The organism is Prevotella disiens, from assembly GCF_900454955.1.
Lineage (GTDB): Bacteria > Bacteroidota > Bacteroidia > Bacteroidales > Bacteroidaceae > Prevotella > Prevotella disiens.
The window spans coordinates 162,866-176,936 of the sequence record NZ_UGTL01000001.1; the positions used below are offsets into that span (position 1 = coordinate 162,866).

A 14,071-nucleotide genomic window follows, 5' to 3' on the forward strand; every position below is an offset into this window, starting at 1 on the left:
CAAACTTTTTCGTTACTTTGTAGATATAATCAAAGTGCAAATCATTATGGGAAAGGAAAAAAAAGGAAAAAAACGATTGAACAAAGCAGAACTTGCTGAAAAAATAACAGGTTTTTTCCAAACACAACCAGACCAAACTTTTAGTTTCAAACAGATATTTCGTGCATTGAAACTCACTACTCACCCGCTTAAAATGCTCGCTATCGATGTAATGGAAGAGATGGCTTGGGACGATTTCTTAGCGAAAGTAGGCGAAAATGCTTATACGCTGAACACGAAAGGGCAAGTGCAAGAAGGTGTATTTGTTAGAAAATCAAATGGAAAAAACTCTTTCCTACCTGATGATGGAGGTACACCTGTCTTTGTTTCAGAGCGAAATTCAATGTCAGCCCTTAGTGGCGACCGTGTAAAAGTACAGTTTTTTGCACGCCGAACCAACCATATTAAGGAGGCAATGGTCATCGAAATTTTGCAAAGAAAGAAAGAAACATTTGTTGGAAAACTACAAGTGGAACCCGAAATTGCTTTCCTTATCACACCAGAAAACCTTTTCGTACACGATATTTTAATCCCAAAGAAGGCTTTAAATGGTGGTAAAACGGGCGACAGAGCGGTGGTGAAAATCACTAAATGGCCTGATGCTGACCATAAAAACCTTGTCGGTGAAGTGGTAGATGTATTGGGTACAGCAGGCGATAACGATGTAGAAATGAACGCTATCCTTGCCCAATTTGGTTTGCCTTATAAGTATCCGAAGAAAGTTGAAGAGGCTGCTGAGAAAATTAGTGCTGAGATTACAGCACAAGACTTGGCTGAACGTGAAGATTTCCGTGATGTTTGGACTTGCACCATTGACCCAAAAGATGCAAAAGACTTTGACGATGCGCTCTCTATTCGTAAGCTTGAAAGTGGTTTATGGGAGGTTGGCGTACACATTGCCGATGTATCTCACTATGTAAAAGAGGGCGATATTATTGACAAAGAAGCCCAAAAACGTGCTACATCTATCTACCTTGTAGACCGAACGATACCGATGTTGCCCGAACGTCTTTGCAATTTCATCTGCTCATTGCGACCTGATGAAGAGAAATTGGCTTATAGTGCAATCTTCCATTTAGACGAAAATGCAGAAATAAAGCACTTCCATTTGGCGCACACCGTCATTAAAAGCGACCGCCGTTATGCCTACGAAGAGGCTCAAAAGCTATTGGAAGACAATGGCGTAGTAGACGGAACGGGCGAGCCAGCACCTGCTCCTGACAAAGAAGGATATAAGGGTGAGTTTGCCGAAAACATCATTACGCTCGACCGTTTAGCAAAACTTTTGCGCAAAGACCGCTTCAAAAATGGTAGCGTAAACTTTGATTCAGAAGAACTCCACTTCGATATTGACGAAAAAGGCAAACCTATTCGCTGCTATTTCAAGCGTTCTAAAGATGCCAACAAACTGATTGAAGAGTTCATGCTCCTTGCTAATAAGTATGTAGCCATGCAAGTTGGAAAGGTAGCACGGGGCAAAAAAGCCAAAACCCTACCCTATCGTGTTCACGATAACCCTGACCCACAGAAGTTTGAGAACCTCCGTCAGTTCACTGCCAAGTTTGGTTATCGTCTCAAATCGTCAAGTACAAAGGGCGCAACGGCTCGTGCTTTGAACGCATTAATGGCTGAAGTAGAAGGCAAAAAGGAGCAAAAAATGATTCAAACCATTGCTTTACGCTCCATGATGAAGGCAAAATACACCACGCATAACATTGGACACTTCGGTTTGGCATTCGACTATTACACGCATTTTACATCGCCTATTCGCCGCTATCCTGACACTATGGTGCATCGTTTGCTTACCAAATATCAAGAAGGCGGACGCTCTGCCAATCAAGACCATATTGAAGAGTTGTGCGAACACTGCTCCGACATGGAACAAGTGGCTCAAAATGCCGAGCGCGACTCTATAAAATACAAAATGGTAGAGTTCATGGGCGACCACTTAGGCGAATGTTTCGACGCTCATATCAGTGGTATTCAGAGTTTTGGAATCTATGCCGAAATAGACGAAAACCACTGCGAAGGCATGATTCCTATGCGTGATTTGGACGATGATTACTATGAATTTGACGAAAAGAATTATTGTCTTATAGGGCGCAGACACCATCATACTTACCAGTTGGGCGACCCAATACGCATAAAAGTGGCAAAAGCCAACTTGGAACGCAAACAACTTGACTTCACATTGGCTGATGATGACGAAGGCAAAAAGGCACAAAAAACGCTGCAAAAGCCTAAGTCTAACGGTCATTCAAAAGGACATAAAAGATGTAGATAATGTGTAAAAAACTACAAACAATCCTTGTTTGCCTTATTGTTGCTCTTGCTGCACAGGCGCAAGAGCAACAATTTTTAAGACTGAAAGGCTACTATCGAGTCTATCAGGCTACCGATTCTTTGCTCTCTTACTTCGTTGATGGTATGGTGGAAATGTATGTTCCACTCGACACAACAGCTAAAAAAGCGACATTTGTAGACCGCAAATTTCTTGGCGAACGCCGCCGAAAAGCTCCACAAGCCAATGGCGACGAAACCTTTGTGCGCATGAATATGCCTGCGTTAGAGGTTGTTCCACTCATCGAAAGCATTAAAAGCGAGGAGTATTCCACTCGCAACAATGGCGATATTTACCGTTGGGCAGACAAATGTGGGGAAATTAAAATACATAAGTTTCCTAATCAAAAGATTGCATATACGGGTGTAACGATTAAAATGGACAATTTGGTGGGACAACCGAACCACGAAATAGAAATGAACCAACTGAAAATGTATGGTATTATTGCCCGAATGACACAGTTTGAGGAGGAAGAAACCTATTCAGAAAATGAAGGAACATACACGTTAAGCGACCTTTTTTCGGCTCGTAAGCACCAAACTTTCATGGCACACTATCGTGGTGAGGACAAAGACGAGCAGATTGATGTGTGGTCAGAGCTTTTTATCACCGACCGCATGACCATTTCCGAACAAGAAATGAAGCGTATTAAGAAAGAAAAGAACAAGAATATGACTTTCAAAATACCTCAATCGGTGCCTCAAATAGACGAAGTCATTGCCGAAGCGTGGGCAAAAATGGTGGAATACTAAACACAATTTGCTTTACTTGTGTCAGAACAGTCTGACTCGTCCGACAAGTCCGACAAATCAAACACTTATAATCGCTTGTAAGTTACAATGCTATTCCCATAAAATTCCCTCTTCACCACTTCAATATTCTGCGGAAGTTGCGGTGCAGCAACGCCTTTGTGAATGGAAAAAGGGGCTGTCTCCACTCTTATCTCATCGAAAAGATTTTCATCAATAAACGATTGCAATGTTTGTGCGCCACCTTCTACAATGACCGAACAAACTGGTTTCGTGCGTTCAAGCTTCCCTATCGCCTCAATCATTGCCTTCGGACTGCTCACAAACAACACATTTTCATCTGCATTTTGCATTGTTTCTGCCTTGGAAGTCATCACGATTTTCAATGGGTCTGCCCCACTCCACTCTCTAACCGTGAGCTTCGGCTGCTCTAAATCGTTCGTTACACGCCCTACAACAATACCGTCATACGCTGCCCTTAGCTTGTGTACCAACATCTTCGTAAAGCCGTTAGAAACAAAAAGCGTACCTTTTTCTGCTGCTTCTGCTGCTGAATAACCGATAAAACCATCTGCCGTCTGCGCCCATTTTAAGAGAATATAAGGGCGATGCAAGGTGTTTCGCACTATAAACTCACGATTTAAAGCCAAACATTCTTGTTCTAAAACGCCCACTTTTACTTCAATTCCTGCCTGACGAATGCGCTCAATGCCACGTCCTTGTACCTCTGAAAAAGGGTCTACACAGCCACAAACCATGCGGCGTACACCCTTTCGAACTATCAAATCGGCACAAGGAGGCGTTTTTCCGTAATGAGAACAAGGCTCAAGACTAACATAAATGGTCGATTCAGAAAGCAAATGCTCATCAGTTGGACGCACTGAATGAAAGGCATTTACCTCAGCGTGTCCCTCGCCACAACGCACATGGTAGCCCTCACCAATGATTTTTTCGTCATGGCTCACTATCACTGCACCCACCATTGGGTTGGGTTTAGCGTTCAATCTACCATTTTTCGCCAGCTGCAAACAGCGACGCATATACATTTCGTCCCTATCCTCTTGTTTCATTTCCATTTATTTTTTATCTTTGCATCATGAGTATGACCTATCAAAAGATGTGCCTACGGCTTACAAAAGTTTATCCGTCAGGTGAAGCAAGAGCCATTGTTCGCATGGTTTTAGAAGACCATTTCGGACTAACCCTTGCCGATATTTATACCGACAAAGTTACGGAATTATCAGCAGACGATGTCAATGAACTCGAAAAAATAATGCTCCGCTTAGAAACTGGCGAACCTATTCAGTATGTTCTTGGCTCGGCTCGGTTCTGCGGACGGCAGTTTGGTGTGGGCAAAGGTGTACTCATTCCTCGTCCCGAAACAGAATTGTTGTGCCAATGGGTCATGGAATCGCACGATTGTCCTTTCTGTGGCTTGCAACCGCCTGCTCCTCTGCGCCTTTTAGATATTGGAACGGGTAGCGGCTGCATCGCTATTACACTTGCTTTGGATATGGCTAACACCGTGGTTTCGGCTTATGACCTATCGTCAGATGCCCTTTTAATTGCGCGCGACAATGCTATACGCATGGGCGCAGCAGTGAATTTCCAACTGAAAGATGCCTTAGAAATGACAGCAACAGAGGAAATGTTCGACATTATTGTGAGCAATCCGCCTTATATTTGCGAGAATGAGCGAACCGAAATGTTGCCCAATGTACTCAATTTTGAGCCTTCTACGGCACTTTTTGTACCTAACGATGACCCATTGCGCTTCTATCGTGCCATTGCGCAATACGGACAAACGGCACTTTCACACAGCGGCGAACTCTATTTTGAAATCAATGAACACTATGGAGAGGAGGTTTCAACGATGTTGAACACCTTGGGATACGTTGAAATAGAAGTGCGCAACGACCAATTTGGCAAACAACGATTTGTAAAAGCCTTACGCCCATGATACAAAAGAAAACAATCACAGAAGCAGAAGCCTTGCGAAAATTAGGCGATTTGTGCGCTCGGGGCGAACATTGCTCGGGAGAAATGGCTGAAAAACTACGTAAATGGGGCATTCCAACCGATGCGCAAGAACGCATTATCGACAAATTAATTGATTATAAATACATCGATGACGAACGATTTACTCGGTCTTTCGTGCGTGATAAAATAACGTTCAACAAGTGGGGACGGCGAAAAATTGAGCAAGCCTTATGGCAAAAACGCATACCCACCAGTATTTCGCAACCAATATTAGACGAAATTGAGCCTGAAAAATACTTAGAAGTGCTGCGCCCATTGATGAAAAATAAGTATAAAACCATTAAGGCTGAAACCGATTACGAGCGGTCTATGAAGCTCATAAAATACGCAATGGGACGTGGTTTTACGCTTGATTTAATTCGGCAGTGTGTCGATGATGCTTCCATTGTGGACGATGTGAATGAAGATGACGCAGATTAGTTTCCTCACAAGACTATTCGACCTCCTTGCGCCACGTGCTTGTCCGATGTGTGGAAGGCGATTGAGCATTAGCGAACAACCGCTTTGCGCTGCTTGCAACCTTGCTTTACCACGAACAAACTACCATAAAAATGCTTTAGAAAATCCTGTTGCACGCCTGTTTTGGGGTAAATTTCCAATCGAAAAGGGAGCAGCTTTCTTATTTTATAAACCTCAATCGTCAACGAGTAGACTCATTTATAAACTGAAATATTTCGACTCTCCCGAAATAGGATACACCCTTGGACAACTTGTTGCAAGCGAATATATGGCGCAAAACTTCTTTCATAACATCACCGCCCTTGTGCCTGTACCGCTCACAAGAAAGCGAATAATAAAGCGAGGCTACAATCAAAGTGTTGAAATAGCCCGTGGAATAAAGTCCATAACGGGTTTGCCCATCATTGAAAACGCAGTGAAACGCACCCATTTCTCAGAAAGTCAAACACACAAAGACCAATGGAGTCGCCTCAAAAATGTAGAGAATGCCTTCCAGTTGTGCCACCCCGAAAAATTATCCAATCAGCATATTCTCCTCATCGATGACGTTATGACCACAGGAGCAACCCTTACATCGCTGGCAAAGGAACTCATGAAAGCCGAAAACATTAAAATTAGCGTTCTCGCCCTCTGCTTTGCTGCCGATAAATAGGCTATAAAATTGAAAAAAATTACTTTCTTCTATTTCTACAAATAACTTTGTGACGGGTTATAACAAAAAATAATACTTTGTAAGGGCGTGATTATTCGCAAACTCATCAACTCATCATCACGTTCCTATCAACAATATTTATAGTGTTAGGAACGTGATAAATCACGCCCCTACGGCTTACGCCCTTGTTCGTAGACATTGAATTTTGCTGAATAGAACGGACATTACAGGCTGGTTCTATAAATTAGCTTTGTTAGATTTTGAGCTTATTTTTGAGGTCAAAATGCAAGAGAGTGAAGGAGTGTAGCGAGCTACACGACTGAACGAACTTACATTTTGAACCAAAAAGAAGCCAAAAGATAACAAAACGTATTTCATAAAAAATTAATGACTATATGCGGTGGTAATTTATAGAACCAGCCTACAAATAATGATAGGATATAAAGTAGAATATTCAAGTTTCTTACTCAGCTTCTAAAACAATTGATTCTAAAATAAAAGCCCAATAAAACCATATATTATTGCAGTTCTATATTGAACTTACGCATATAGAATTTTGAATATCCACCTATAAGGGACACGATTTTTATGGATTTTAGCCCAAGTTTAACGGGCATAATTATTTTTCATAAATTTTCAGTGTGTTTTGAGGGTTTCAGGTTTGCTAAGTACTTAATAATCAGCCGTAGCGTTTTCTGAATACGGACTAAATCTGATTTGTAGGACACCAGCATATCAATTTTTTTTTGTTACTTTGCACCTATGCACGCAAATGTACAGACACGTTTTAATCCGGCAACTGGTGAAAAGACTCTTTATTATAGACTAAAAGAGTCATATCGTGACGTGGCTGGACACGTACATTCGCTCATCTTGCTCAATATTGGTTTTGACCCTTCTCTCACAGCTTTGCAGGTGAGAAGGATTGCTTTTGCACTTACAGAGCGTTTTAAGAACAGAGGAACTAATTCTTTATTTGGCAAGCATTTGGAGGGACTTACTGAACTGGAACAGGCTAAGGCGGATGAGTGGTGGCAGCGGATGAAAGAGGAAGGTGGAATTGATAGATTCGATAAGAAGGAACAGAAAGCAAGAAAGGAGTCTGAACGTTATATCGATCTTGCTACGGCAGAACATACTGACGCAAGGAATGTTGGTGCAGAATGGCTCTGTAAGCAGACCATTGATAAGCTGGGACTGGAAGAGTTCCTGCGTGACCAAGGATGGAGCAACCATTCTATCCACACCGCACTCTCTGCGCTCATCATCCGGACTGTGTATGCCGTGTCTGAACGTTCCTCGTATTATTATCTCAGGGATAATTCGGCTGCCGCCGAACTTTACACTGGTTCGCAAGACTGGACTCCGGGTATCAATGCCCTGTACAAGGTAACGGACAAACTCTATGAACTCAAAGAGAAGATAGAATGTCACTTGTGCAATGTAACAGATAACCTTTTTAATATAGATAACAAGCTGATGCTCTTTGACTTGACAAATTTCTACTTTGAGGGTAGTAAGCGTGAAAGCAAGAAGGCACAGTTTGGTAGGTCAAAAGAGAAGCGATCAGATTGTAAACTTCTCGTCCTGGCCCTGTGTATCAATAAGGAGGGCTTCATACGCTATTCTTCTATCCTGGAAGGTAATACGGCTGACCCTAAATCACTGCCTGATATGATAGATACGCTGGCAGACAAGAATCCTGTACAAAAAGAAAAATCGCTTATTGTGATGGATGCAGGTATTGCAACCGGAGAGAATCTAAATCTTATTAAGGCAAAGGGTTACAACTATCTCTGCGTATCTCGCACCAAGCTGAAAGATTACACGCTCAGTGAGGACCATAAGAGCGTGATGGTAAAAGACGCCCGAAAGCAAACAATAACGCTCAACAAGGTACACACCGAAGGTGAGGACTACTATCTTGAGATAACCTCTCCATCTAAGGCTATGACCGAATCGTCAATGAACAAACTTTGGCGTGAAAGGTTTGAGACAGAGCTGAAGAAGATAAATGATGGTATTGCAAAGAAAGGTGGAACGAAACTCTACGAGAAGGTTGTAGAGCGTACGGGACGAGCCATACAGAAATATCCTTCTATCGCAAGATACTATGCGATAGACTACATTAGAAACGAAGAAAAACCAAAGGAAATGCTACGTGTAGACTGGAAGCTCAAAGACCTCTCAGCCATCGAGTCCGGACACGGCGTATACTTCCTACGGACCAATGTAGAAACACTCGATGAGCGTACCACATGGGACTATTACAACCTCATACGGGAAATCGAATGTACCAACAGGCAGTTGAAGACCGACCTGAACCTCCGTCCTATATACCATCAGACCGATGACCGGAGCGATGCGCATCTTTTCTTCGGTCTGCTTGCCTACTGGGTGGTAAATACCATCCGCTGCCAGTTGAAGCGAGAAGGCGAATCCTGCTATTGGACCGAAATCGTGCGGAGGATGAGCACCCAGAAACTTGTAACCACGGAAGGTAGGAACCCGTTAGGAGACATCGTACAGATGCGACAATGCAGCAATCCCTCAAAGCAGGCAACTGCTATATATGATAAATTAAAACTGAAATATGCACCATTCAGAAAAATAAAAATTTGTAGGACACAGAGTCCATAGCCAAAACTGAAAAAGTATAATAATAGCAAGATTCTACGATGATAGGTGTTAAACTTGGGTTAGAACAATGATTATTAGTAGCATTTTAAAAAGAGCCTATTTCGCATCGCAAAATAGGCTCTTTTGAGGTTCAAAACCTATTGTTTTGAAACGCAAAACAATAGGTTTTAAAAACGCATATATAATAGGTTGATTTTCAAAAAGATACAGATTGGTCAAAATTCCTGCTGTTTTTCGGCTATTTTACAAGGTTTCGTAAAATGCTAAATAGTCTTTTGCTATCTTTTCAGGGGCATAACGATTGAGCATATCTTGGCGAATTTCATCGCTATTATATTCTGTTTGTAAGGCTTTTCTGATGCCTTCTTCTAAGGCTTCGAGGGTGAAATCGGTGCAACGAATGCCGTTTTGGGGTGTAATAAGTTCTTCCGTTCCACTGCATGGAAAGGCGATAACAGGTGTTCCGCATGCCATTGCCTCTAAAGGAGCTTGGGCAAAATGTTCTTTATAACTTGGCATACAACAGAAATCGGCAACAGAATGTATGGCTGATATTTTTGTTGCATCAGCGAAAAAGCCCATTTCTATGACATTTGCCCATTTACTTCCCTTTCTATTTTTCCCAATTGCCAATATTCTATAAGACGAATCGATGCGCATAAGTGCTTCTGAAAGCACTGCTAAACCTTTGCGGGCATCGTTAATATCGTAAGCACAAAAGGAGAAAAGTTTTGTATTGGGAAGCGATAATTGTTGGCGAAGTTGTTCTTTAGGAAAGGGTTTGAAAAGACGACCATCGACCATATTATAGATAATGGTTTTCTTTGCGTGGTTTAACATTTCATGAACGCTATAACTTTCAAAACTCATCTTCGAAAGAAAAACTGCACCGAAATGTTCTACTTTACTCATTTCTTCATATTTGAGCTTATAGTATTTCTTTTCAAGTTCGTTATTGGGCAAATATTGCTGTTCAATGCTTGCTATTCCGTACAAAATACTTTGGTCGTGAAGCGTACAAACAATCGTCTTATTGCTCATTTTAGCAAAGAAAGAAGGATAATCTAAGAAGCCGCCTATCCAATGTAAATGTACAATATCGGCATTTTTTACCACGTCTAACTTCGTTATATCAATTGGAGAAAGTGGTAAAGTATAGGTAGCACCGTTTTGTTTACCTAAAGCTCTGCACATATTTACCTCATCGGCAATATGAAAAAGTTTTTTTATTTTGCGCAAAGAGCTGTGTAAAAAGTAGGTTACGCCCCCTGTTTTGTGTACAAAACTTTCTTTTTGTTTGTTATAAAGTACTACAAGTTGAGCATCAATCCCTATCTCTCTTTGTGCTTTGCATATTCTGTAAGCACAAAGTCCAGCACCTCCTGTATCTGCTACACTGACATGTACAACTTTCATTCTAATTATTTATTTTATTCCAAATTTCCTCATTAACTTCTCTTTCCACGTTGGTGTCCAACTATGGGCGCAATAATGAATAGCAAAACTATTCTTTGTGACTTCGTGTTTGTTGCCTGCAAAGATTTCAGAGCGATATATTTTCATGTTGTCTTGCAAGAGTTGGTCTTCGTCTTTGTACTTAAATCCATATTTTTCCATTGCCCTTGCATAAAGGAAAGGGGCGATAATTCCACTTCCTTTTGGACCACTTGGCATTTCAAAAGTTCGAGTTTGATAGTCGTCTAATACATCTTTTACAAATTGGCAATCTGGTTCTGCCCCCATTACAGCTGCTTGAAGCTGAATGCCCGACACATATCCGTCTTTTATTCTATTGCCTTCGGCATCAATCATTTCCCTTGCGCCTGTCATTTCGATTTGTAAAGGGTGATATTCTAATGATGAAAAGAAATTGTAATGTAGGAATTCATCGAATGGTTTTAGTATTTTTACATCGGAATCAAGGTAAATTCCTCCTTCATGATAGAGTGCATACATGCGAATATAATCGGCTACAAACGCCCATTTGCGCTGTTTGAAAGCTTCTTTCACATAGTTTGGAGCCGCAGAAATATCAAAATTTTCGGTACTCCAACGCTTTATTTCGTAATCAGGCATCATGGTTTGCCACGTTTCCATACACTTTTTAATTTTCGAAGGGAATGGGTCGTTGCTCAACCACACATAATGTATTACTTTTGGTATCATTATTTTATCTTGGTTTTATCTTGGTTTTATTTATTTCTTAATTTGCAAATACTATAAACAAGGTAAAGACGAGGCAAAAAGCGAAGTTTATCCGTGAAATTATCGGTTTCTTTTATCACTTTTATATTGTCCATCAATCCTTTTGAACGACTTGTATTAGACACTCCTGTGGTATCGAAGTTGGCAATAGCGAATGGAAGTTGCAAGAACTGTTTGCGAGCCTTCCACATTTGTTTGAAAAACTTAAAGTCTGCTGACATCTTATGGTTTATATCGAAAGGAAATTCCTGCAAACAAGCCTTACGAGTGAGGCAACTTTGGTGGCAAAAATACATACGATGAGCGTTGTGGGGCGGTTCGGCTTGCTTTATAATATTGCCCTTTACCACATCGCCATAAATTATATCGGCTTTGTGAGGTTGGGAAAACACACGTTTTAGAACATTGTTTTCGTCAAAAGTGTCGCCTGCATTGAGGAAGATTATCCACTCGCCAGAGGACAAATTAACGGCTTTATTCATGGCGTCATAGATGCCTTTATCGGGTTCAGACACCCATTTGTTGAGTTTCTCGCCCATGTTTTGCAAGGCTTCAACAGTGCCATCGGTCGATGCTCCGTCTACAATGACGTATTCTAAGCTGGGGTAATCCTGCTGAAAAACGTTATTCGCCGTCAGTAAAAGGGCTTCTTTCACGTTGAAACAAACGGTAACAACGGTAACTTTTGGATAGTTTTTATCGATTTGCAGCATGGTTTAGAGGTTTAAAAGTTTATCGTATTCGGTGAGCATAGCTTGTGCCACATCGCCATTTTCAAAGCGTTTGATGTAGTTTTGGCTTTCTTCTATGCGCCGTTGCCTATCATCGTTGCCCACAAGGAGGGCTGAAACCGCTGCGGCAAAGTCGGTTTCATTGTCTGGGTCTACATATAAATTGGCACTTCCGCCTGATTCTTCCAAACAAGAACCTGTGCAACCGACAACGGGCAAACCGCTTTGAATGGCTTCAATGATAGGTATTCCAAAGCCTTCGTAGCGAGAAGGATAAACAAAGCATTCGGCTTGCTGGTAAATAGCGGGAAGTTCGGCGTTTGATATGCCATGAAGGAAGTGTAAACGAGGGATAATGCCGTGCGATTGAGCAAACTTTTCAACCTTTTGAGTGTATTTTGTTTTGCGCCCAACGGCAACAATCGAAATATCTTGGGGTAGCTTCAACAAGGCTTTCACCGCCAAAAGCAAGTTTTTACGCTCTTCGATTGAACCGACAAAGAGTAGGAAACGTTTGGGAAGTTGATACTTTCGTGCTATTTCTGCCTTGAAATCGTTGCTCACAACATCACGAAAACGTGTGCCACAACTTTGGTAAACAACATCAATCCGCTCTTCTGGGAAATCGGAATAGTGCAAAATATCACGTTTAGTACATTGGCTGATAGCGACAATGCGATCGGCTTCTTGGCAAGTATGGAGGAATTTGCGCTTATAAAGGAAGGCATCGATGAACGTATAATATTCGGGGTGGCGCAAAAAGATAAGGTCGTGAATGGTTACAATGCTCTTAATGCCCGATGCCGCAATGCCTTTGGGCAGTTCGCCCGATAGTCCGTGGTAAAGTTGAACCCTGTCTTGCTGCAATTGGTTTACTATTCCAGCTTGTCGCCACAGGTCTTTTTGAAAGCGAAAACGGAGGTTTTTAGGGTAAACAAAGCTAATGTTATTGGCTTTTATTACCTCGTTTCTCAATCGTTCATTGCCCTCGTCGGGAGCATAGAGCCGCAATTGCAGTTCGGGACTCACTTCGGCGAGCGCATTGATGAGCGTCCTTCCGTAGTTTCCCAAACCAGTATTGTTGCGCACAATGCGTTTTGCATCGTAGCCAATGGATATGTTATTGTATTTCCCCATGCTCATTTTCTTGTTTTGCTTGTGCTGCTTTGCGCTTTTTAATCTCTTCTAAATCGCCAAAATCAACTTTTCCTGTTGTCTCATCGTAGCGCAAATTAAATTCTTCGTGGGTTCTTTTCCAACGATTATGACTCCAAAGCCAATAAGCAGGAGCGCGGTTGATGGTTGCTTCGAGCATTTGGAAATACATATCGGTAATCTCAAAATCGGCTTTCGACTTAGGATTTAGTTCGATTGGCTTGAGTTCGCAAACATAATATCCTCGCTTGGTTCGGGTAATGTCGCCATAGAAACACGCTTGATTGGTATGTTTTACGATGCGTTCAGTACCTGTCAGTACGGGTGTATCGTGGTGAAGAAAGTCAATCCAATGGTGAATATTGTTCCAAGTAGGTGCCTGGTCGGCAATATAACCTACCACAAGCGAAGAACTTTTACGCTTAAACTCGAGAATTTTGCGCAATGATTCTTGCATCGGAATGCAGAGTGCATTGTGGCGTTCACGCACCTTTTTAAACAAAAGGTCCATGGGTTTGTTCTCCAAAGGGTGGTAAAGTTCGCAACATTGCACATGCTCGGGGACCCAAAGTGGTATGGAAGAAATCCATTCCCAATTGCAATAATGCCCCAAATAAATGGCACACGAACCGCCATTGTTTAAGATTTCATTAAATTTATCCATACCTGTGAACTGCATGTGCTTGCGCAAAGCAGCAGGCGATAGGCTCATGAGTTTGATGGTTTCCACAAGATAGTCGCAAAACCAATGGTAGAAATCTTTTTCAATACGGCTGATTTCGGCATCGGTCTTCTCTGGAAAGCTTTCTTTTAGGTTCTTCCAAATTACTCTATGGCGATATTTCACGACATGAGCAATAAGGAAATAAAGGAAATCGGAGAATAAAAAGAGGATACGGAAAGGCAATAACGACAGCGCATACCACACGCCGTAAACCAAACCATATAGGATTTTATTTGTTAGTTCTTTCATTTTTCTTCGCTTTATAATTACTTTCTCGCACAAAGTATATCGTTTCCGTTGAGTTTCTCTACACAAAACTTCCAGTTTCTCCTATGG

At 41.7% G+C, this 14,071-nt stretch carries 12 protein-coding genes; 6 read left to right on the forward strand and 6 right to left on the reverse strand.

Annotated features, from left to right (window positions below):
- Positions 1-46 precede the first annotated feature (46 nt).
- Complete coding sequence (rnr, locus tag DYI03_RS00640; RefSeq protein WP_025064573.1) at positions 47-2,323, forward strand: ribonuclease R; 2,277 nt, start codon at positions 47-49, stop codon at positions 2,321-2,323.
- Entirely contained in the window at positions 2,323-3,132 is an 810-nt protein-coding gene (locus tag DYI03_RS00645; RefSeq protein WP_021669912.1) for a hypothetical protein, read from the forward strand. The genes rnr and DYI03_RS00645 overlap by 1 nt, the downstream gene beginning before the upstream one ends.
- Before the next feature lie 65 nt (positions 3,133-3,197).
- Here DYI03_RS00645 and ribD read toward each other — a convergent pair whose 3' ends face one another.
- On the reverse strand, positions 3,198-4,205 hold the full coding sequence (gene ribD / locus DYI03_RS00650; RefSeq protein WP_021669913.1) for a bifunctional diaminohydroxyphosphoribosylaminopyrimidine deaminase/5-amino-6-(5-phosphoribosylamino)uracil reductase RibD: 1,008 nt from the start codon (positions 4,203-4,205) through the stop codon (positions 3,198-3,200).
- A 26-nt stretch (positions 4,206-4,231) separates the two neighbouring features.
- Between ribD and prmC the strand changes: the two genes are divergently transcribed.
- The 4 genes from prmC (at position 4,232) to DYI03_RS00670 (ending at position 8,920) form a co-directional block, all read left to right on the forward strand.
- Complete coding sequence (gene prmC / locus DYI03_RS00655; protein WP_025064571.1) at positions 4,232-5,089, forward strand: peptide chain release factor N(5)-glutamine methyltransferase; 858 nt, start codon at positions 4,232-4,234, stop codon at positions 5,087-5,089.
- On the forward strand, positions 5,086-5,589 hold the full coding sequence (locus DYI03_RS00660) for a regulatory protein RecX (RefSeq protein ID WP_021669916.1): 504 nt from the start codon (positions 5,086-5,088) through the stop codon (positions 5,587-5,589). The genes prmC and DYI03_RS00660 overlap by 4 nt, the downstream gene beginning before the upstream one ends.
- Entirely contained in the window at positions 5,576-6,280 is a 705-nt protein-coding gene (locus DYI03_RS00665; protein ID WP_025064570.1) for a ComF family protein, read from the forward strand. The genes DYI03_RS00660 and DYI03_RS00665 overlap by 14 nt, the downstream gene beginning before the upstream one ends.
- A 762-nt stretch (positions 6,281-7,042) precedes the next feature.
- Positions 7,043-8,920: an IS1634 family transposase gene (locus DYI03_RS00670; RefSeq protein ID WP_115367861.1), complete on the forward strand. Its 1,878-nt coding sequence runs from the start codon at positions 7,043-7,045 to the stop codon at positions 8,918-8,920.
- Between the two features lie 243 nt (positions 8,921-9,163).
- On the opposite strand, the gene DYI03_RS00675 is transcribed toward DYI03_RS00670, so the two are convergent.
- Genes DYI03_RS00675 through DYI03_RS00695 form a run of 5 tightly spaced genes read right to left on the reverse strand, consistent with a single transcriptional unit; the run spans position 9,164 to position 13,984 of the window.
- Complete coding sequence (locus DYI03_RS00675) at positions 9,164-10,336, reverse strand: glycosyltransferase (RefSeq protein ID WP_004355923.1); 1,173 nt, start codon at positions 10,334-10,336, stop codon at positions 9,164-9,166.
- Between the two features lie 9 nt (positions 10,337-10,345).
- The gene (locus DYI03_RS00680) at positions 10,346-11,086 is read right to left on the reverse strand and encodes a glycosyltransferase family 32 protein (RefSeq protein ID WP_021669160.1); all 741 of its coding nucleotides are present in this window, start codon (positions 11,084-11,086) and stop codon (positions 10,346-10,348) included.
- Positions 11,087-11,112: 26 nt separating this feature from the next.
- Positions 11,113-11,838 carry a glycosyltransferase family 2 protein gene (locus tag DYI03_RS00685; protein WP_021669161.1) on the reverse strand — a complete coding sequence of 242 codons (726 nt, stop codon included), beginning with the start codon at positions 11,836-11,838 and terminating at the stop codon, positions 11,113-11,115.
- 3 nt (positions 11,839-11,841) lie between these two features.
- Positions 11,842-12,999, reverse strand: a complete 1,158-nt coding sequence (locus DYI03_RS00690; RefSeq protein ID WP_036870201.1) for a glycosyltransferase family 4 protein — start codon at positions 12,997-12,999, stop codon at positions 11,842-11,844.
- On the reverse strand, positions 12,977-13,984 hold the full coding sequence (locus DYI03_RS00695; protein WP_021669163.1) for a lysophospholipid acyltransferase family protein: 1,008 nt from the start codon (positions 13,982-13,984) through the stop codon (positions 12,977-12,979). Before DYI03_RS00695 ends, DYI03_RS00690 begins: the two co-directional genes overlap by 23 nt.
- Between the last annotated feature and the right edge of the window lie 87 nt (positions 13,985-14,071).

What these genes read in the sequence shown, in the direction of transcription:
- rnr (WP_025064573.1), top strand. Translation starts at nt 47, where the DNA reads ATGGGAAAGGAAAAAAAAGGAAAAAAACGATTGAACAAAGCAGAACTT.
- DYI03_RS00645 (WP_021669912.1), top strand. Translation starts at nt 2,323, where the DNA reads ATGTGTAAAAAACTACAAACAATCCTTGTTTGCCTTATTGTTGCTCTT.
- ribD (WP_021669913.1), bottom strand. Translation starts at nt 4,205, where the DNA reads ATGGAAATGAAACAAGAGGATAGGGACGAAATGTATATGCGTCGCTGT.
- prmC (WP_025064571.1), top strand. Translation starts at nt 4,232, where the DNA reads ATGACCTATCAAAAGATGTGCCTACGGCTTACAAAAGTTTATCCGTCA.
- DYI03_RS00660 (WP_021669916.1), top strand. Translation starts at nt 5,086, where the DNA reads ATGATACAAAAGAAAACAATCACAGAAGCAGAAGCCTTGCGAAAATTA.
- DYI03_RS00665 (WP_025064570.1), top strand. Translation starts at nt 5,576, where the DNA reads ATGACGCAGATTAGTTTCCTCACAAGACTATTCGACCTCCTTGCGCCA.
- DYI03_RS00670 (WP_115367861.1), top strand. Translation starts at nt 7,043, where the DNA reads ATGCACGCAAATGTACAGACACGTTTTAATCCGGCAACTGGTGAAAAG.
- DYI03_RS00675 (WP_004355923.1), bottom strand. Translation starts at nt 10,336, where the DNA reads ATGAAAGTTGTACATGTCAGTGTAGCAGATACAGGAGGTGCTGGACTT.
- DYI03_RS00680 (WP_021669160.1), bottom strand. Translation starts at nt 11,086, where the DNA reads ATGATACCAAAAGTAATACATTATGTGTGGTTGAGCAACGACCCATTC.
- DYI03_RS00685 (WP_021669161.1), bottom strand. Translation starts at nt 11,838, where the DNA reads ATGCTGCAAATCGATAAAAACTATCCAAAAGTTACCGTTGTTACCGTT.
- DYI03_RS00690 (WP_036870201.1), bottom strand. Translation starts at nt 12,999, where the DNA reads ATGAGCATGGGGAAATACAATAACATATCCATTGGCTACGATGCAAAA.
- DYI03_RS00695 (WP_021669163.1), bottom strand. Translation starts at nt 13,984, where the DNA reads ATGAAAGAACTAACAAATAAAATCCTATATGGTTTGGTTTACGGCGTG.